16 protein-coding genes and 1 riboswitch are annotated in these 17,559 nt (G+C 64.6%); of the genes, 11 read left to right on the top strand and 5 right to left on the bottom strand.

All coding sequences use genetic code 11. The annotated features are described in order from the left end of the window. Positions 1–140 precede the first annotated feature (140 nt). Positions 141–1,676: a sensor histidine kinase gene (locus QCE62_RS04805; protein WP_309914933.1), complete on the top strand. Its 1,536-nt coding sequence runs from the start codon at positions 141–143 to the stop codon at positions 1,674–1,676. A 236-nt stretch (positions 1,677–1,912) separates the two neighbouring features. Then, positions 1,913–2,047 (top strand): entericidin A/B family lipoprotein, encoded by a 135-nt coding sequence (locus QCE62_RS04800; protein ID WP_309831493.1) that lies wholly within the window; start codon positions 1,913–1,915, stop codon positions 2,045–2,047. 323 nt (positions 2,048–2,370) lie between these two features. Here QCE62_RS04800 and QCE62_RS04795 read toward each other — a convergent pair whose 3' ends face one another. Beyond that, entirely contained in the window at positions 2,371–3,153 is a 783-nt protein-coding gene (locus QCE62_RS04795) for a DUF4397 domain-containing protein (protein ID WP_309807879.1), read from the bottom strand. Positions 3,154–3,495: 342 nt separating this feature from the next. Next, positions 3,496–4,437: an EamA family transporter gene (locus tag QCE62_RS04790; protein WP_309914931.1), complete on the bottom strand. Its 942-nt coding sequence runs from the start codon at positions 4,435–4,437 to the stop codon at positions 3,496–3,498. A gap of 262 nt (positions 4,438–4,699) precedes the next feature. Beyond that, positions 4,700–4,841, top strand: a riboswitch (TPP riboswitch). 179 nt (positions 4,842–5,020) lie between these two features. On the opposite strand from QCE62_RS04790, the gene thiC reads away from it, so the two are divergent. From thiC to QCE62_RS04755, 7 genes are all read left to right on the top strand, one after another. Continuing rightward, positions 5,021–6,952, top strand: a complete 1,932-nt coding sequence (gene thiC, locus QCE62_RS04785) for a phosphomethylpyrimidine synthase ThiC (RefSeq protein ID WP_309914928.1) — start codon at positions 5,021–5,023, stop codon at positions 6,950–6,952. Between the two features lie 234 nt (positions 6,953–7,186). After that, positions 7,187–7,399 (top strand): glycine zipper 2TM domain-containing protein, encoded by a 213-nt coding sequence (locus QCE62_RS04780; protein WP_309914925.1) that lies wholly within the window; start codon positions 7,187–7,189, stop codon positions 7,397–7,399. 206 nt (positions 7,400–7,605) lie between these two features. Continuing rightward, positions 7,606–8,121 carry a hypothetical protein gene (locus QCE62_RS04775; protein WP_309914922.1) on the top strand — a complete coding sequence of 172 codons (516 nt, stop codon included), beginning with the start codon at positions 7,606–7,608 and terminating at the stop codon, positions 8,119–8,121. Between the two features lie 259 nt (positions 8,122–8,380). Then, positions 8,381–8,506 (top strand): hypothetical protein, encoded by a 126-nt coding sequence (locus QCE62_RS04770; protein ID WP_309914919.1) that lies wholly within the window; start codon positions 8,381–8,383, stop codon positions 8,504–8,506. Positions 8,507–8,763: 257 nt separating this feature from the next. Next, positions 8,764–10,365, top strand: a complete 1,602-nt coding sequence (locus QCE62_RS04765) for an L-lactate permease (RefSeq protein ID WP_309914916.1) — start codon at positions 8,764–8,766, stop codon at positions 10,363–10,365. 119 nt (positions 10,366–10,484) lie between these two features. After that, positions 10,485–11,432: a DMT family transporter gene (locus tag QCE62_RS04760; RefSeq protein WP_309914912.1), complete on the top strand. Its 948-nt coding sequence runs from the start codon at positions 10,485–10,487 to the stop codon at positions 11,430–11,432. A gap of 85 nt (positions 11,433–11,517) precedes the next feature. Further along, the gene (locus QCE62_RS04755; protein ID WP_309807869.1) at positions 11,518–12,045 is read left to right on the top strand and encodes a hypothetical protein; all 528 of its coding nucleotides are present in this window, start codon (positions 11,518–11,520) and stop codon (positions 12,043–12,045) included. 26 nt (positions 12,046–12,071) lie between these two features. On the opposite strand, the gene arfB is transcribed toward QCE62_RS04755, so the two are convergent. Then, positions 12,072–12,485 carry an alternative ribosome rescue aminoacyl-tRNA hydrolase ArfB gene (gene arfB, locus QCE62_RS04750; protein WP_409017788.1) on the bottom strand — a complete coding sequence of 138 codons (414 nt, stop codon included), beginning with the start codon at positions 12,483–12,485 and terminating at the stop codon, positions 12,072–12,074. A gap of 985 nt (positions 12,486–13,470) precedes the next feature. Between arfB and QCE62_RS04745 the strand changes: the two genes are divergently transcribed. Beyond that, positions 13,471–16,011: an FUSC family membrane protein gene (locus QCE62_RS04745; RefSeq protein ID WP_309914907.1), complete on the top strand. Its 2,541-nt coding sequence runs from the start codon at positions 13,471–13,473 to the stop codon at positions 16,009–16,011. A gap of 30 nt (positions 16,012–16,041) precedes the next feature. Here the strand turns inward: QCE62_RS04745 and QCE62_RS04740 are convergent, their stop codons facing one another. Both QCE62_RS04740 and QCE62_RS04735 read right to left on the bottom strand, forming a co-directional pair. Continuing rightward, complete coding sequence (locus QCE62_RS04740; RefSeq protein ID WP_309914905.1) at positions 16,042–16,248, bottom strand: hypothetical protein; 207 nt, start codon at positions 16,246–16,248, stop codon at positions 16,042–16,044. Positions 16,249–16,365: 117 nt separating this feature from the next. After that, complete coding sequence (locus QCE62_RS04735; protein WP_309807861.1) at positions 16,366–16,836, bottom strand: Lrp/AsnC family transcriptional regulator; 471 nt, start codon at positions 16,834–16,836, stop codon at positions 16,366–16,368. Between the two features lie 92 nt (positions 16,837–16,928). Between QCE62_RS04735 and QCE62_RS04730 the strand changes: the two genes are divergently transcribed. Next, positions 16,929–17,552 carry a cysteine dioxygenase gene (locus tag QCE62_RS04730; RefSeq protein ID WP_409017787.1) on the top strand — a complete coding sequence of 208 codons (624 nt, stop codon included), beginning with the start codon at positions 16,929–16,931 and terminating at the stop codon, positions 17,550–17,552. Positions 17,553–17,559: the final 7 nt, after the last annotated feature.

The raw sequence follows: 17,559 nt of genomic DNA, 5'->3' as shown, positions 1-17,559 counted from the left end.
CCCCGTATGAGTGATGACCGGACCATGCTAGTCGCGGCGCCGCGGGCGCGCACTCGGGCTGGCTCCTTTTTTGCTGTGGGAATCCACCGACATACGCTTTCAACCGTTGTTGTTTTCGCCCCGATTCCTTCGATCACGCCATGAGCCAAGTCCCGCCCGCCCTGCCGTCTGAACTGCTGGAAGACAAGGCGCCGCTTGCAACCGCCCGGTCGGACGCATCCGACGCAGCCGCCGCGCCCGACAGGCCGGCGCCCGCCGGACTGGCGCGCCGCGCCGCGCGCGTCAATGAATGGATGCGCCGCTACAGCTGGGCCGTGGCGATGACGGTGGCGATCGTCATCACGGTAGGCGGCCTCGTAATCCTCGAGTCGGGACGCATGCGGATTGCCGCCGAATATGAGACGGCGCTCGACGCCAAGGGCGCGACGGCGCAACTGTCGACGCTGGCCGCCGACATCGCGACGCTCGTCGCCGACGAACGCGGCTTCGCCCTCGATCCGGCCGCCGTCTTCCAGACGCATTTCCGGGATACCGCGAGCCGTATGCAGCGCACGCTCGCCTCGCTGGACGCGTACTACCGGCGCATCGGCGACGACACCGCGCTCGCGAGCTTCGCGCAAGTCCGCGCCGCCGCCGTCGATGAAATCGCCCAAGGCAGCGCGCGGCTCGCCGATGCATCGAAGGACACGGCGCGCGCGAAAACGCAAGCGCTACCGCCGCCCGACACGAGCGCGACGCTCGACGCCGCACTGGCCCTGCTGCGTCTCAACGAGGACCAACGGGCGCAGCACGCGCTCGACGCCAGCCGCGCCGACCAGCGCATCTCCACGCTGTGTGTCGGGGCGCTTTGCGCGCTGAACATCGTGTTGTTCCTGTTGCTGTTCCGCAATCTCGGCATCCAGCTCGACAAGCAGGCGCGCGTGCAGAAAGCGCTCATTACGCAGCAGGAAGAACTCGATCAACTGGTCTTCGCGCGCACGCGGCAGCTGGAAGCGCTGGCGTGGCATCTGCAATCCGTCAGCGAGAACGAAAAGACGGAGCTCGCGCGCGAACTGCACGACGAACTCGGCTCGATCCTCACCGCCAGCAAGATGGACGTGGCCTGGGTTCGAGGCAAGCTCAGGGACGCCGAGCCCGCGATGGCCGACAAGCTCACGCGCGCACTCGGCAATCTGGATCAGGGCATTGCGCTGAAGCGTCGCATCATCGAGGACATGCGGCCGACCGTGCTGACCAACTTCGGGCTCGTGACCGCCCTGCGCTCGCTCGCCGACGAAGCCGCGCAACGCAACGGCTGGAGCCTCGAACTCGCGCTGCCCGGGGAAGACGTGAAGCTCGGGGAAGCGGTCGAGATTGCGCTGTTCCGCGTCGCGCAGGAAAGCCTCACCAATGCGGCGAAATACGCGCATGCGAGCGGCATCCGCGTGGCGCTTGCGCTCGATGAGGAGACGGTGTCGCTCACGATACGCGACGACGGCATCGGCATCCGGCCGCAGGACCTGAAGCGCACGCAGACCCACGGGCTGGTAGGCATGCGTCAGCGCGTGTCGGCGCGCGGCGGGCGCTTCGAAATCGAACGGGCGAGTCCGCGCGGCACGATCATCAGCGTGTCGATGCCGCGTGAACGGAGTGCGGGAGCGGTGGATCAGGCCATCGACATGACACCGCTGGCGTAGGACGATTCCCACGCCAAATGCGGAGCGGGACTACACGATAATCCCGGCTCTGCCTACAGCCGGTCTGCTGCGCCTTTTTTATGATTGTTTCTACCGGCGGGTCGGGCGCTGAAATTGCTGGGTGCACCTGCCTCATGAAATTTTGACTTTGCTACCGGTCAGACAGGCGCCTTTCCACCCGACACGATGCGCGATTGCGATTCCTGTCACGCATTTCAACTTCAAGGGGAATACACATGACTCGACTTATCGCACTTTTTCTGCTCGCCGGCACGGCGATGCTCGCAGGTTGCAACACGGTTTCGGGCGCCGGCCAGGACATCTCCAAGGGCGGCCAGGCCATCAGCAATTCCGCCGAAGAACACAAGTAAGCGCAAGACGCGCGGAGCGCCGCCGGAGTGCGGCGCCTGCGTCAGCAGGTTTAATAGCGTTGATCGTGTTCCCTGTCTTCCCGCCGCTTTGCGTGGCGGGATTTTTTTTGGGCAGAACTTCGATGCCGCGTGAACAGATTTTTCGAAGTTTGAGCAGATACTTCGGTTTTGAGCAGATACTTTTTGACGATTGAGCAGATTTGCGGGTCTAAGTCGATTCGCCGGTGGCGCGCGGATTCCAAGTCCGCGTCATCAGCCCCAATCTCCAAATAAAAAACCGGCCGCAAGCGACCGGTTCTCCTCCCTCCGAACCACCGTCTGGCTTACTGCGTATCCGGCAACTCCCGCACCGGCTGCTGCGTATTCCCGCCCTGCGCCACCAGCAAACGGATCTTCTCCGGAATGAGCTGCGAAGCCGCATTGCCCGAAGGAAGCGTCGTGATCAGCCAGTCCGCGTTATTGACCAGATCGAACGAAGCCGACGTATAGACCGGCGTCTTCGAACCCGGCAGCGTCGCGATCAGCTGATACGTGCCGCCCGACACGTAGATCGAATCCTGCTTCGTCGCGGGCACGGCGTTCTTGTAGGACACGCCGGCCATCGTCGGGCTCACGTTCGCGATGCTCGCGCCCGGCGCGATCAGATACAGGTCCAGGTTTGGCGCGTTCGTCGATGCGTTGAAGGCCCGCACCCGCGCGCTGCCCGAAAGCAGACCCTTGTCGAAGGGATCGTCGATCACCGCGATCGACGGCAGGAAGCCCGCGTCCGGCAGCGCGATCACCGTGTATTCGTGACCCTTCGCCGCGTTGTTGATGCTGGTGTCGGTGGCGAGCTGCGTCGTCGTGTTGATGGCCGCGTACGAGAAGTTGTGCTGGCCCGTGTCGATGTTGGCGAAATTGGTCGCCGTCGGATAAGCCAGGTTCGACTGGAGGATCTTGCCGTTGTCGTAGAAGTCGACGTTCGGCCCGCCAGGGAGCGCGTGAACGAAATGGACCTGGGGCTGCGTGACGCCGATCTCCTTGCCCAGATCGTCCGAACTGCCGCCGCAAGCGGACAGCACGGAGGCAACGGCGGCGAGCGCGGCTGCGGTGCGGATGAGCTTCATGTTTCCACCTTCCTTGTTGTATTCGACCACCTCGTTACGCGGACCGGTACGCGCGAACGTCCAGATGTTTACCCCTTCCCGCTCGCGGACCGACCTTCTGTTTTCCTTCCTTGCCGGTTTCGGCGGCGCAATTCAGGCCACGCATTCCGGTGCCTGCACTGAGCAATGCCCATGCCCCGCGCCGGTGCGCGCCCGCCGCGCGGGTGCCGCAAAGCCTTGCGCAGCAAGGCTTTGGAATTTGTTAGAGGAATTGTTCGGGAGAGCAGGCGAGAAACGGACGTGCAGCTGCCGCTGCCATGCGCAGAACATCGCGAAGTGGAGGTTTTTACAAAAAGTAAGCGCTCAGAGCAGCCCGCGCCGGCGATGATCGAACCAGAAAGACAGCCCGACCGACAGCAGGATCACGACCGTCGCAATGACGGTCCAGCGCGTGACGATCTCGCCCAGCAGCACCGCGCCGAGCAGCACGGCGACCACCGGATTCACGTACAGGCAACTCGTTGCGACGATCGTGCTGGTATGGCGGATCAGAAAGTTGTACGCGACATATGCGGCCATCGAACCGATCAGCATCAGGTACAGGAACGACACGCCCGCGCCGAGGCTGACATGCGTCAGCCGCTCACCGGCGGCGAATGCGATGCCCGTCGCAATAAGCCCGCCCAGTCCGATCTGCAGCGCCGTGGACATCAGCAGATCGGACGGCTGCGGCAGGCGGCCCGCCAGATGCGCGCCGCCTGCCCAGAAGATCGCGGCGCACAGGATGGCGAGCGTGCCGACCGTCGAACTGGGCGACGGATCGCCGTGGTTCAGCAACACGATGCCGATCAAGCCGAGCGCCACCGCGAACCATTCGCCGCGCGCGACGCCCCGGCCCGACAGCGCGGTGAAGATGGTCGCGAAGAGCGGCACGGTGGCGACCATCACGGCGGCAGTGCCGGTGCCGACGGTGCCCATGCCGTAGGCCATCATTCCGCTCGACAGCCCTTCAAGCAAGGTGCCGACAAGCGCCGCATTGCGTACTTCGCGCGCGCTCGGCCACACGGCCTTGCGATGCACGGCGAGCGCGAACAGCCCGATGCCCGCGCACAGGTTGCGCAGGCCGCCGAGCAAGAGCGGCGGAAACGATTCGAGCGCGAGATGAATGCCGAGATACGTCGAGCCCCAGACGAGGTAGACGACGGCCAGCGCGAGCGCTACCTGCCCCTTGAAGGAACGCGGCGCACGAAACGGAAAACGATCGGGAAAACTGAATGGCAGGCGCGGCGGCGGAAGCGCGGACATGCATTACTCCGCGACGGCTGCGCGCCGGATCGATGAGACAAAAACCGGCGAAAGCGTAGCAGCAAAAACCAGACTCAACGGCATGGCAGAACGAGGAAATGCGGGATAAACGGAGTACGCGGGAAGGGTCGCACGATGAGCCGCAAGCGCTCCGGGAAAACCCGGAATTTGCGGCGCCCGCCATTATGCAGTAAGCGCCCTGCCCATTCGAAGGATTTCGCCGATGGTTGCCAAGACGCCACGCCGCGGTGTAATGTCACGGCTGCTAACGCGGGGGTCCTGCGTTGCGCATCGCGGTTTGGCCGGCCTGACATGACCGAACCGCTTCGTGCGGCGTGGGTGAGAAATACCCTTTGAACCTGATCTGGATAATGCCAGCGCAGGGAAGCGTTCGGGCTCCATGGCCTGCCGCATCCGGCCACCTCTTCCGAGCCCGTACCTTTCCATCTCGTTCCTCCTGTTTAGCTCCTGAGTCAGTTCGGGCGGCGTCATCGCTCGTGCTGAAAAATATCGTCCCTATTGCTTCGCATGGGACGGAAGCAAGCGCCCACGCGCTCACTTCTGTCGCAAGGAGAAACAGCACATGAATGCCAATCCCAAGTTCCTGTCCGAAAACGCCGTCGTCGACGCCGCCGCCATCGCGCCGCTGCCGAACTCGCGCAAGGTCTACGTCACCGGTTCGACGCCCGACATCCGCGTGCCGATGCGCGAAATCACCCAGTCCGACACCCCCGACGGCTTCGGCGGCGAGAAGAATCCGCCCGTCTACGTGTACGACACGTCCGGCCCCTACACGGACCCGGAAGCGAAGATCGACATCCGTTCGGGATTGCCCGCGCTGCGCGGCGCATGGATCGAACAGCGCGGCGACACCGAAGAACTCGCCGGCCTCTCCAGCGACTTCGGCCGCGAGCGCGCCGCCGATGACAAGACCGCCGAACTGCGTTTCCCCGGCCTGCATCGCAAGCCGCGCCGCGCGCTCGCCGGCAAGAACGTATCGCAGATGCACTACGCGCGCGCCGGCATCATCACGCCGGAGATGGAATACATCGCGATCCGCGAAAACCAGCGGCGCGCCGAATACCTCGAAAGCCTGAAGCAGAGCGGCCCGAACGGCGAGAAGCTCGCCGCCATGATGGGCCGCCAGCATCCGGGCCAGGCCTTCGGTGCAGCGGCGTTCGGCAAGGACGCGCTGAAGGCGATCACGCCCGAGTTCGTGCGCGACGAAGTGGCCCGCGGGCGCGCCATCATCCCGGCGAACATCAATCACCCGGAAAGCGAGCCGATGATCATCGGCCGCAACTTCCTCGTGAAGATCAACGCGAACATCGGCAATTCGGCGGTGACGTCGTCGATCGGCGAAGAAGTCGACAAGATGACCTGGGCGATCCGCTGGGGCGGCGACACGGTGATGGACCTTTCCACCGGCAAGCACATTCACGAAACGCGCGAGTGGATCATCCGCAATTCGCCGGTGCCGATCGGCACGGTGCCCATCTACCAGGCGCTCGAAAAGGTCAACGGCAAGGCCGAGGACCTGACCTGGGAAATCTTCCGCGACACGCTCATCGAGCAGGCGGAACAGGGCGTCGACTATTTCACGATCCACGCCGGCGTGCGCCTGCAATACGTGCCGCTGACCGCCAACCGGATGACGGGCATCGTGTCGCGCGGCGGCTCGATCATGGCGAAATGGTGTCTCGCGCATCATCGCGAGAGCTTCATCTACGAGCACTTCGAAGACATCTGCGAAATCATGAAGCAGTACGACGTCTCGTTCTCGCTCGGCGACGGCCTGCGTCCCGGCTCGATCTACGACGCCAACGACGAAGCCCAGCTCGGCGAACTGAAGACGCTCGGCGAGCTCACGCAGGTGGCGTGGAAGCACGACGTGCAGGTGATGATCGAAGGTCCGGGCCACGTGCCGATGCAGCTCATCAAGGAGAATATGGATCTCCAGCTGCAATGGTGTGACGAGGCGCCGTTCTACACGCTCGGGCCGCTGACGACCGACATTGCGCCGGGCTACGACCACATCACGTCGGGCATCGGCGCGGCGATGATCGGCTGGTTCGGCACGGCGATGCTGTGCTATGTCACGCCGAAGGAGCACTTGGGCCTGCCGAACAAGGACGACGTCAAGGAAGGCATCATCACCTACAAGCTCGCGGCGCACGCGGCCGATCTGGCCAAGGGGCATCCGGGCGCGCAGGTGCGCGACAACGCCTTGTCGAAGGCGCGTTTCGAGTTCCGCTGGGAAGACCAGTTCAATCTGGGCCTGGACCCGGACAAGGCGCGCGAATTCCACGATGAAACCCTGCCGAAGGATTCGGCCAAGGTCGCGCACTTCTGCTCGATGTGCGGCCCGCATTTCTGCTCGATGAAGATCACGCAGGACGTGCGCGATTTCGCGGCGAAACAGGGCCTCAGCGAACAGGATGCGCTGGCGAAAGGCATGGAAACCAAGGCGATCGAATTCGTGAAGAAGGGTTCGGAGATCTATCAGCCGACCTGATGCCGGACCGTTTTCAGTAGCGATCAACGGCCTGACGCGCTTCGTGTGCGTCGGGCCTTTTTTGCTGGCGCATCCGGCGCCGGCCTTGTTCCATAAGGCTTGAGCCTCTCCAGACGAATCAGGCACTTTTCCTGCTGGTCAAGCGACGAAGCGGTCGGGACAGTCGCGGCTCCTGCGGATGCCTGGAAGCCGCCCCGCCGCCGCTTCGCTCAACATCGTATTCGGAGAGTCGACATGAAAAACATCAAACAGATCGGCGTCGCTGCAACGGTCGTGGCGCTTCTCGGGGGCCTGACAGCCTGCGGCGACATGAGCACGCGTCAACGGGATACCGCGATCGGCGCAGGCGTCGGGGCAGCGGGCGGCGCCGCCATCGGCGGCAGCGGACTTTCGACGCTCGGCGGCGCGGCCGTCGGCGGCATCATCGGCAATCAGGTCGGGAAGTAATCCGGCCTGCCCGGTACGGCGAAACGCAGTCGTTTCGCCGCCACGTTTCAGAACTGACACAAACGGCCACCCGGTCATCTCCCCTTCCGACCGTCGGCCGACCGCAGCGCCGCCGTTCGAGTAAGCTGATTCATGACGGACCCGCCCGGCAGCAACGCTTCATCATCGATCTACACCGGGCGTTACACACCGTCAGGAGCAGGATCATGGAATTCGCTCGTCTCGTTCTCCGAAGGTCGGCCGTCATCGCGGCTACGGCCACCGCAACGCTTCTCGGCGGGTGCTACTACGGTTACCCGGCCTATCCGCCTTACCCAGTTGTCAGCACCGCTTACACGCAGCGCGAGTTCACCGTTCCGGCGTCCGGCGCGACGGTAGCCACTGCGTCTTCAGCGACCTTGCCACCGCAGTATGAATACGCGATCGGCGCCCTCGATCCGAACTACTCGAATTACTACCAGACCTATCCCTACCCGTACGCCGGCTACCCCTATTACCCCGCCTATGGCGGCTACCCGGCGTATTACGGCTATGCGCCGGTTTCATTCAGCTTCGGCTACTGGGGCGGCGGTGGTTGCTGCTGGGGCCGCGGCTGGCGTGGCGGCGGCTACTACGGCCATGGGGGGCACGGCGGCGGCGGCTGGCACGGCGGCGGTGGATACGGCCACGGGTGGCAAGGCGGCGGCGGTTGGCACGGTGGCGGCGGCGGACATGGCCACTGAATTCCAACGCGCTCACGCGGCGACGTGCGACTCGCCGCGCCGACTCGGCCTGCCAGTAACAAACCTGCAACATTTTCCGGCCAACTGATGCACTCCAGCGCGCCGACGGCCTGCGTGCGCTGGAGCACTTTCCTTTTCCGTCAGAGACTTGGCGGATATCGCCAGACCTTTGGCACGAAACTGGCTAGTCGTGTCCCTCATTTGCCGTCGCGCAACGCGGATCAACGTTGCGAAAACATCGGTTCTCGGGGAGTCGGACATGATGGCCTTCGTATTTTTCCTGCTCTGGATGCTCGCCTCGCTCGGCCTGCTGACCATCTGGGTGTTCCGGCAGACACCCGTCGCGCGACGAGACGAAGTCGTGCCCAACGTCGCCGAGGGTTGAGCGCCCGGCGTTATCGGCGCGGGTTAATCCGTCGGCCGACGCGCGCGTCAGGGCACGCAGATGCCCGCCGCGCCGCAATGCGCGGGCATTCACGCCTTGACGCAAACGGATCGCGCCCTATTCTTAGTGTGCGCGTTATGCGCCCGCTTAAGGCGTCAATACGCCCGCAGCGCGGACGCCCGCAGCTTTCGCATTGATGGGACGCGCACGGCGGCGAGCCAACTCGCCGCTCCTGCTCATGTCCGCAAGGAGACGCGATGTTCCATCAGATCCTCACGCCGATCGCTCATTCGCTGTTCGCATCGTTCATCGTCGCCGCGCTGCCCATCTTGCTCGTGCTCGTCCTGCTCGGCTGGGCGCGCCGCCCGGCCTGGCAGGCCTCGCTCGCGGGTCTCGTGCTCGGGCTGATCATCGCGGTCGCGGGCTGGCATTTCCCGGTGGGACTGGCGCTCGATTCGGTCGCGGCAGGCGCCGTCTTCGCGCTCTGGCCGGTCATGTGGATCGTGTTCGCCGCCATCCTGCTGTACAACATCGCGCAGCGCTCGGGACGCTTCGAAGCCTTCCGCCTGTGGATGGTCGATAACCTGCCGAACGACCGTCGCATCGTCCTTGTCGTGATCGGCTTCTCGTTCGGCGCGCTGCTCGAAGGCATTTCCGGTTTCGGCACGCCGATCGCCATCACCAGTTCGCTGCTGATCCTGCTCGGCTTCCCGACGCTCGAAGCCCTCACCTTCACGCTGATCTTCAACACCGCGCCGGTCGCCTTCGGCGCGCTGGGCGTGCCGATCACGGTGCTCGGCGCGGTCACGCACCTGCCCACCGACGCCCTCGCAAAGATGGTCGGCCGCCAGTTGCCGCTGTTCGCGCTGTTGCTGCCGTTCTATGTGATCAGCGTGTATGCGGGGTTTCGCAACATGCTGCGCATCTGGCCGGTGCTGCTCGTCTCGGGCGGCAGCTTCGCGCTGACGCAGTTCGTGACCTCCAACTTCATCAGCTATGCGCTGACCGACGTGCTGTCCTCGCTCGTCTCTCTGATCCTGACGATCGCGTTCCTGCGCGTGTGGAAGCCGGTCGCGGACGAGCGCTTCGCCGTCAACGTCGACCGCCTGTCCGACACGCGTGCGACGCTCTCGGGCGGTCATGGCTGGGTGCCGTGGATCGTCGTGTCGGTGGTGGTGATCGTGTGGACGGTGCTCAAGATCTTCCTGATCGGCGACATCAAGATCCCCTGGCCGGGTCTCGACAAGGCCGTGTTCATCACGCTGTACAACCAGCCCTACGGCGCCATCTGGGACTTCCAGCCGCTCGCGACCGGCACGGCGATCCTCGTCGCGGCGATCATCACCGCGCTGCTGGTGAAGCTGCCCGCGCGCGACTTCACCGCGGCGATCGGCGATACGTGGGTGCAGACGCGCATCGCGATCCTCACGGTAGCGACCATCGTCGGACTGGCTTACCTGATGAACTACTCCGGGATGAACTACACGCTCGGACTGGGCGTGGCGTCGGTGGGCGCGTTCTTTCCGCTGGTCTCGGCGTTCCTCGGCTGGGTAGCGGTGTTCCTGTCGGGCAGCGATACCTCGGGCAACGCGCTGTTCGGCAACCTGCAGGTGGTGGCGGCGAACCAGCTGAATCTCAATCCGGTGCTGATGGCGGCGACCAATTCGTCGGGCGGCGTGATGGGCAAGATGATCTCGCCGCAGAACATTGCGACGGGCGTCGCCACGACGGAACTCAAGGGACGCGAGGGTCTCGTGTTCGCGCGCACCTTCTGGCATTCGATCCTGCTCACGGTGCTGCTGGGCGTGCTCGTATGGCTGCAGCAGAACGTGCTGACGTGGATGATTCCGCTGCATTGACGACGCGGCGGGGGCGGCTTCTACCGGTTCTTGCGCTCTCTTCCGGCGGATGACCGGATGGGTACGAGCCGGTGTTAGCATGCGCGGACTTTCGTTGCAATCCCGACGTCCGTCCCGCCATGTCCCTCGCCAATGTGTTGCAACTGATCGTGCTCGCCGCCCTGTGGGGCGCGTCGTTTCTCTTTATTCGCGTGGGGGTCGTCGAGTTCGGCGTCGCGCCGCTGATGGCGCTGCGCGTCGGCATCGGCGCGCTGTTTCTCGTGGCGATGCTGCTCGCGCGACGTCCACTCGACGCCACGCTTGCGACGCTGCGCCGCTGCTGGCTGCCGTTGCTGGTCGTCGGCATTCTCAATTCCGCCGCGCCGTTCTGCCTGTTCGCCTATGCCGAGCTGACGCTCTCGGCCGGCGCGACTTCCGTCATCAACGCGACCACGCCTTTATGGGGCGCCCTGGTGGCGTATGTGTGGCTCAGGGACCGCCTGACGACCGTGCGCACCATCGGCATGGCGATCGGTTTCGCGGGCGTGCTGGTGCTCGTGTGGAACCAGATTGCGCCCGCTTCCGCGCCGGACGCTGCGGGCGTGGGCGGCGCTTCCGTCGTGCCGGTGCAGGGCCTGCTCGCAGCGGCCGCGGCGCTGGCGGCGGCTGCGCTTTACGGCGTGGCGGGCAACTTCGCCAAGCGTTATCTGTTGGACGTCGATGCCCTCACCAACGCCGCCGGCAGCATGCTCGGCGCGACCCTCACGCTGGCGCCGCTCGCGTGTCTCACGTGGCCCGCGGCGCCGGTATCCGGACAGGCATGGGGCGCGGTGCTGGCGCTGGGCATCGGCTGCACGGGTATCGCCTACTTCATCTACTTTCATCTGGTCGCCGTTGCCGGTCCTGCGCGTGCGATGACGGTGACCTTCGTGATTCCGCTCTTCGGCATCCTGTGGGGCGCATGGTTTCTCGGCGAACCCGTCTCGCTCGCGATGATTGCCGGCTGCGGGATCGTGCTCGCGGGCACCGCGCTCGCCACTGGCGCGCTCGGACGCCTGCCGTTGCGCCGACGCAAGCTCGCGCGGTGAACTAGACTTTTCCTGTGCCGCGCGGCTCGCCGAGGGTCGTGCGAAGCCGCGTCATCTTTCGCGCCTTGCGCCCGGAGCCGCCGCCATGGGAATGTCGTTTGCCGGTATCAAGCACGAGATGCTCAAGATGGTGCCGCCCACCGTCTTTTTCTTCGTGCTGCTGCATGTGGTGATCCTCGTCCGCGCGCTGATGGTGAGGGGCACCGGCATCTCGCTGCCGACCTCGTTCTCGGTCATCGTCGCGTCGCTGATTCTCGGCAAGGCGGTCTTGCTGGCCAACATGCTGCCGTTCATCAATCGCTATCCGGAGCGGCCCTTGATCTGGAATGCCGCGTGGAAGACGCTCATCTATACGGTCGTCGCGGGGCTGCTGCATTACCTCGAACGTCTGTTCGAGTTCTGGAAGGAGACGCACAGTCTGGGCGCCGCGCATCATGAATTGATCGGGCAGATCAACTGGCCGCAGTTCTGGGCGGTGCAAATCCTGCTCGTGCTGATGATCGGCAATTACTGTGTTTTTGCCGAGCTTGCCCGGGTGCTGGGCGGCGACACGATGAAGCGTTATTTTCTGGGTCCGCGTGTTGGGCAGCCGCCTGGGTTGCGGCGGGGCTGAAATGTGCCTGGGCCGTCTCGGCGGCCTTATTCGCCGCGCACGGGGCCACGGCCCGCCTTGATCGCGCCGCGCTTCACCTTGCCTTCGACGCGCCGCAGCTGCGACCCGCGCGTCGGCTTCGTGGCGATGCGTGTGCGGCGCGTGACGCTGACGCTGTGGATGAGTTCGTCGAGACGGGCGAGCGCGGCCGCGCGATTCATGTCCTGCGTGCGATGTTCCTGCGACTTGATGATGATGACGCCTTCACGCGTGATGCGGCTGTCGGAAAGTGCGAGGAGTCGCGTCTTGATGTGTTCGGGCAGGGATGATGCGCGGATGTCGAAGCGGAGGTGAATCGCGCTCGATACCTTGTTGACGTTCTGGCCGCCCGCGCCCTGGGCACGCACGGCGGTGAGTTCTACTTCGCTCGGCGGGACGGTTAGGCTTCCGGTCATCGGCATTGGTCCGCTCCTGTCGGGCGGGGTTTTTTGCGGGGGTCGGTGCGGTTCATGCCTGCGGCGCGATGGTTCGGTTGATTGCTGGTCAGTGCCAGCATAGCAAAGCGGGGGTTGTCGCTCTGGGTCTTCGCGTTCGGGGTTTTGGTTTGGGTTTGGGTTTGGGTTTGGGTTTGGGTTTGGGTTCGCCTGCGCTTCTATGGACTTCCTGTGTTCGCGTAGGTTTATTAGCACTGCCCCTCCCCGGGGCGGGGGTAACTTTCTTTGCCGCTGCAAAGAAAGTCACCAAAGAAAGCAGCTTTTCTTCTCGCCCAGCGTCATTTAGCGGCACGACACAGAACCACGTTTCTGGCACTGCAGTAGAGAGTGCCCTCATAGGCCACTCCGGGCGTGGATCGCGGACCCACTGTGCAGCCGCGCTCTCAAACGAACTGGTACAGCCCCTCAAAGCTCCGGCGCAGCGCTACGCGCCGCCGACCGGTCAATCGGGTCCGCCCGTGCTTCCGTGCTAACGGATCCATCTCATTGCTCTTGCCTCCCACTGGTTTCCCTTACATACCCTCCGGCAGCGCGTAGCGCTGGGCCGGAACTCTCAGGTGCTGCACCAGTTCGTTCAATGGTGTGATGTCACAGTGGGTCCGCGATCCAAGCCCGGTGTGGCCTATGAGGGCACTCGCTAGTGCCGGACCAGTGAGGCATTTCTGTGTCGTGATGCTGGTGGACCTTGGGCGGTAAGAAAGCTGCTTTCTTTGGTGACTTTCTTTGCAGCGGCAAAGAAAGTTACCCCCGCCCCGGGGAGGGGCAGTGCCAATAGACCGACGCGATCACAGGAAGCCCATAGAAGCACAGGCAAACACAAAGCAAACCCAAGCGAAGACCCAGAGCGACAACCCCCAGGTATGGAACCTGCCTCCCCACCCACCCCGCATGGGTTAGACTCACCCGACTCCGTCGAACCCCGCCCCGCCGAGCCGTCAAACCCAGAAACTCGATGCGCTATTCGTTCGAAATCAGGAAGTTCATCTACAGCCAGTACTTCTTCGGCGGCCTGCGCATCGCGCTCGGCGTATCGCTGCCCGCGGTCCTGATGCTCATCGTCTTCCATAACCGCGAACTCGGCTTCACGATCGCCACCGGCGCCCTCGGCGCATGCGTCGTCGACATGCCCGGCCCGCTCAGGCACAAGCACAACGAGATGCTCGCCTGCACCTTCATCGGCTTCCTCTCCTCGCTTGCCACCGGCATCGCCACCGCGCATCCCCTGACGCTCTGGCTCACCATCGTGCCGCTGACCTTCGTACTCTCGCTGATCGTCGTCTACGGCAACCGCTGGCCGCAGATCAGCTTCGCGACTTTGTTCATGATGGTCGTCACGCTCGAAGAGCATTTCACGCCGCTGCAGGCGCTCATCAATTCTTCCTGGATCCTGCTCGGCGGTCTCTGGTACACCTACTGGGCCACGCTCGTGAGCCGGCTGCTGGTCTATCGCATCGAGCAGCAGGCGCTCGCCGAGAGCATCTTCAGCTGCGCCGAATACCTGCTCGCACGCGCCGATTTCTACGACGGCGACGCCGATCTCGACGAGTGTTATCGCAAGCTGATCGAAAAGCAGATCGCCGCAGTCGAGCGGCAGGAAGCCGCCCGCGACATCGTGCTGCGCAACCTGCCCAAGCTGAAGAGCGGCCGGCTCGACGCGCGCCGCGCCCGGCTCTTCAACCTGTTCATCAACGTGGTGGACCTGCACGAGTTCTTCGTCGGCGCGCATACCGACTATCCGCTGGTGCGCAAGACCTTCGCAGGGTCGGACGTGCTGATCTTCTATCGCGATCTGATGCGCAAGGCTGCCGCCGATCTCGAGGAAATCGGCCTCGCCGTGCTGCAGAACAATGCCGCCGGCCGGCAGATCAGCATGAAGGCGGAACTGCGCGCGATCGAATACGAACTGGAACTGATGCGCAAGAACGGCCTGCCCGAGAAGAATCCGGAAGCCTACGCGGCCGCGGCGGCCGTGTTCCGCCGCCTGTGGAGCGCGACGCGCCTCATCGACAAGATGCGCCGCCGCACCCGCGACGACGCCAGCCCCACCGAAACCGAAGTCCAGATCGATCACGCGCTGTCACGCTTCATATCCAGCCGGCGCGTGCCGTTCATGCAGATCTTCTCGAACCTGACGATGTCGTCGCCGAGCTTCAGACACGCGCTGCGCGTGACGATCGCCGTCGGCGCGGGCTTCTGGCTCGGCCGGCTGCTGCCGCTCACCAACGCCTACTGGATCGTGATGACCACCGTCATCATCCTGAAGCCCGGCTACTCGCTGACGAAACAGCGCAACACGCAGCGGATCATCGGCACGGCCATCGGCTGCGGCGTGACCATCGCGCTCATCCTGTTCGTCAAGGAGCCGCATATCCTGCTCATCGTGATGTTCGCGTCGATGGTGATGAGCTACAGCCTGCTGCTGTTCAACTATGCGGCGAGCGTCGTGTTCACGTCGTCGTACGTGCTGTTGATGTTCCATCTGCTCGCGCCCGGCAGCCTTAGGTTGATCGGCGAGCGCGCGATCGATACGGTGGTGGGCTGCGCCATCGCCATCGCGGCCAGCCATCTGTTCCCCTACTGGGAATACCGGCTGATGGGCAAGCTCGTGAAGGATCTCCTGTCCGCCACGCGCAACTATCTGGAAGCGAGCTGGTGGTGGAAGGCCAAGGCATCCGCGCAGCCGGACAAGGCGCGCGCCGCCGCGCCGGAGACGGCAGTCAATCCCGCCGTGTTCGCCGACGCCAACGCATCCGCCGCAGCGTCATCCCCGGATCAGCCCGTCGCCGCGCCCGCCACCGCCGAAGCAGCGAACGAGCCCGTCGCCGCCACGCCGCCGCTCGATCCCGAAGTCGTCGCGGACTCGGCCGTGAAGGCCGCCAACGCAACGGCGCAGAAGCTGGCGGCGGTGAGCATCGGCGAGAGCACGGCGGCGACGGCCAGCAAGGGCGCGTCCGCCGCCGCGACGGTCGCCGCCACCGCACTGGACCGGGATTTCCGCTATCGGCTGGCGCGCAAGAACGTGCACATCGCCTTCGCCAATCTGGCACAGGCCTTCCAGCGCATGATGCTCGAACCGAAGGCGCAGCAGCGTTACGTGGCGGAGTTGAACGACCTGCTGGTGCAGAGCCACGTGCTCGCGTCGCAGATCACGGCGGCCGCGCCGCTGTTGCAATCGCTCAACGAAAGCTCGGGCCAGGATGGTCAGCGCTTCGAGCCGGTGCAGCGCACCTTCGGCATGGTTCGCGAGCATCTGGCCGCCGCGCAGGACGAACTGCCGGCCGCGCCTCAACCCGACGCGGCACCGGCGCAGAGCGATGCGCTGAAGGAACTGCGCCGCGAACTCGACGCGATGGTCATCCAGGCCGAACGCGCGCAGGCGCTGCCGCCCGACGCGCTCCACGACCTCAAGCTGCTGGCGCATCAATGCAAGCAGATGCTGAGCGCGTCGGCGCTGATCAGCAAGGACGCGACGCAGATCCGCTTGCCGGTGTAACGCCCGCTAGCGGGCGCGCCGCGGCATCGGCTATTGGGATGCGCCCGTCGACGGCAACGCGGGACGCACGTCGCTCGCGGCGGAGGTGTTCTGCTGGTCGAACTCGCGCTTCTCGCGGATCGCATTGAACAACACCGTGCCGATGACGATCAGCACCACCACCACGATGAACACGCTGATGGCGCGCGTCGGATTCTTTCTGGGTTTGCCGGCGGGGCGGCGGGGATCGTCGTTCATGGGCAATGTGCTTCGTGACGCGGGTTCGGAAAGACCCGACATGGTACCCGCGATGGTTTTCAACTGGATTGCGGAAAGATGCCGCACGGGCCGTGCCGGCGCCTTTCTTCAGGAACGTCAGGGAAACTCGGCGGTGGGCCGCACCGGCAGCGCCGTCGAATACTTGATCTGCTCCATCGCGAAGCTCGAACTGACGTCGTAAAGCGGCACCGCGCGAATCAGGGTCTTGTAGACGCGATCGTAATCGTCGATGTCGGACACCACGACGCGCAACAGATAGTCGGTTTCGCCGCTCATCCGGTAGACCTCGACGACCTCCGGAATGTCGCGCACCGCACGGGTGAAATCTTCCGCCCAGGTCTGCGTGTGCTGGTTCGTGCGGACCGCGACGAACACCGTCGTGCCCACGCCCAGCTTCTTCGGATCGCACAGCGCCACTTGCGCGCGGATCACGCCGGTTTCCTTGAGGCGCTGTACGCGCTTCCAGCACGGCGTCTGCGACAGGTTCACGCGCTGCGCCAGCTCGGCGATGGGCATGGTTACGTCGTTCTGCAGCAGCTCGAGCAGTTTGCGGTCGATGAGGTCCATTCCCATGCTGCACCCCCGGTAGGAAATTATTCTCTTTCTGGATGTCCGAGCGGAATTATATGGAAACCAATTCTGGAGGCAAGCCGGTATAAATGAACCGTGCCTTTTTCAACGAATATCACGGTACCGACTCCATGCAATCCGATCACGTCAGCCGCCCGGCGCGGCCTTTCGCAACGATGCCAACCCGGCCCGGCGACGCGCTCGCCGCCCTGTGCCAGGAACTCGATGCCGCCTTCGCTGCCTCTTCGACCAGCCCGCGCCCTGCCTTCGGAGAACGCGTGCGCGCGGCGCTGCGGCGCGCGATCGCCTCACCCGACCTGCTGCGTCCCGAACAACGCGCCGCCGACGCACAGCGCTACTGCCGCCACCTGCTCGCCGCCGATCCGCTCAATCGTTACGCGATCGCCGCGCTGGTCTGGGCGCCGGGGCAAGCCAGCCCGGTGCACGGCCATCTGACATGGTGCGGCTATGCGGTCATCGAAGGCACGCTGGAAGAAACGCTGTATCGCTGGGACATGGATACGCAAAGCGCGGTGCCGGTCCGCCGTCACGCGCGCCCGGCAGGTGCGGTGTCCTGCGTCGAAGCCGGACGCGGCGCGATCCATCAACTCGGCAATCCCGCCGATGCCGCCACCCGCGCGATCTCGCTGCACGTCTACGGCGTCGCGGGCGCGGAGATCGCCACGCACGTCAATGATCTGCTTGCCGCCTGAGGCCTTC

This window comes from Caballeronia sp. LZ033 (assembly GCF_031451265.1).
Classification (GTDB): Bacteria; Pseudomonadota; Gammaproteobacteria; order Burkholderiales; family Burkholderiaceae; genus Caballeronia.
This window is presented reverse-complemented; position numbering and strand designations above follow the sequence as displayed.

Bases quoted from the DNA above. Each gene is read 5' to 3' on its own strand.
- QCE62_RS04745 (WP_309914907.1), top strand. From the start codon at position 13,471: ATGCGCTATTCGTTCGAAATCAGGAAGTTCATCTACAGCCAGTACTTC.
- QCE62_RS04760 (WP_309914912.1), top strand. From the start codon at position 10,485: ATGTCCCTCGCCAATGTGTTGCAACTGATCGTGCTCGCCGCCCTGTGG.
- QCE62_RS04780 (WP_309914925.1), top strand. From the start codon at position 7,187: ATGAAAAACATCAAACAGATCGGCGTCGCTGCAACGGTCGTGGCGCTT.
- QCE62_RS04735 (WP_309807861.1), bottom strand. From the start codon at position 16,836: ATGGACCTCATCGACCGCAAACTGCTCGAGCTGCTGCAGAACGACGTA.
- QCE62_RS04770 (WP_309914919.1), top strand. From the start codon at position 8,381: ATGATGGCCTTCGTATTTTTCCTGCTCTGGATGCTCGCCTCGCTCGGC.
- QCE62_RS04740 (WP_309914905.1), bottom strand. From the start codon at position 16,248: ATGAACGACGATCCCCGCCGCCCCGCCGGCAAACCCAGAAAGAATCCG.
- QCE62_RS04730 (WP_409017787.1), top strand. From the start codon at position 16,929: ATGAACCGTGCCTTTTTCAACGAATATCACGGTACCGACTCCATGCAA.
- QCE62_RS04805 (WP_309914933.1), top strand. From the start codon at position 141: ATGAGCCAAGTCCCGCCCGCCCTGCCGTCTGAACTGCTGGAAGACAAG.
- QCE62_RS04775 (WP_309914922.1), top strand. From the start codon at position 7,606: ATGGAATTCGCTCGTCTCGTTCTCCGAAGGTCGGCCGTCATCGCGGCT.
- QCE62_RS04755 (WP_309807869.1), top strand. From the start codon at position 11,518: ATGGGAATGTCGTTTGCCGGTATCAAGCACGAGATGCTCAAGATGGTG.
- thiC (WP_309914928.1), top strand. From the start codon at position 5,021: ATGAATGCCAATCCCAAGTTCCTGTCCGAAAACGCCGTCGTCGACGCC.
- arfB (WP_409017788.1), bottom strand. From the start codon at position 12,485: ATGCCGATGACCGGAAGCCTAACCGTCCCGCCGAGCGAAGTAGAACTC.
- QCE62_RS04800 (WP_309831493.1), top strand. From the start codon at position 1,913: ATGACTCGACTTATCGCACTTTTTCTGCTCGCCGGCACGGCGATGCTC.
- QCE62_RS04790 (WP_309914931.1), bottom strand. From the start codon at position 4,437: ATGTCCGCGCTTCCGCCGCCGCGCCTGCCATTCAGTTTTCCCGATCGT.
- QCE62_RS04795 (WP_309807879.1), bottom strand. From the start codon at position 3,153: ATGAAGCTCATCCGCACCGCAGCCGCGCTCGCCGCCGTTGCCTCCGTG.
- QCE62_RS04765 (WP_309914916.1), top strand. From the start codon at position 8,764: ATGTTCCATCAGATCCTCACGCCGATCGCTCATTCGCTGTTCGCATCG.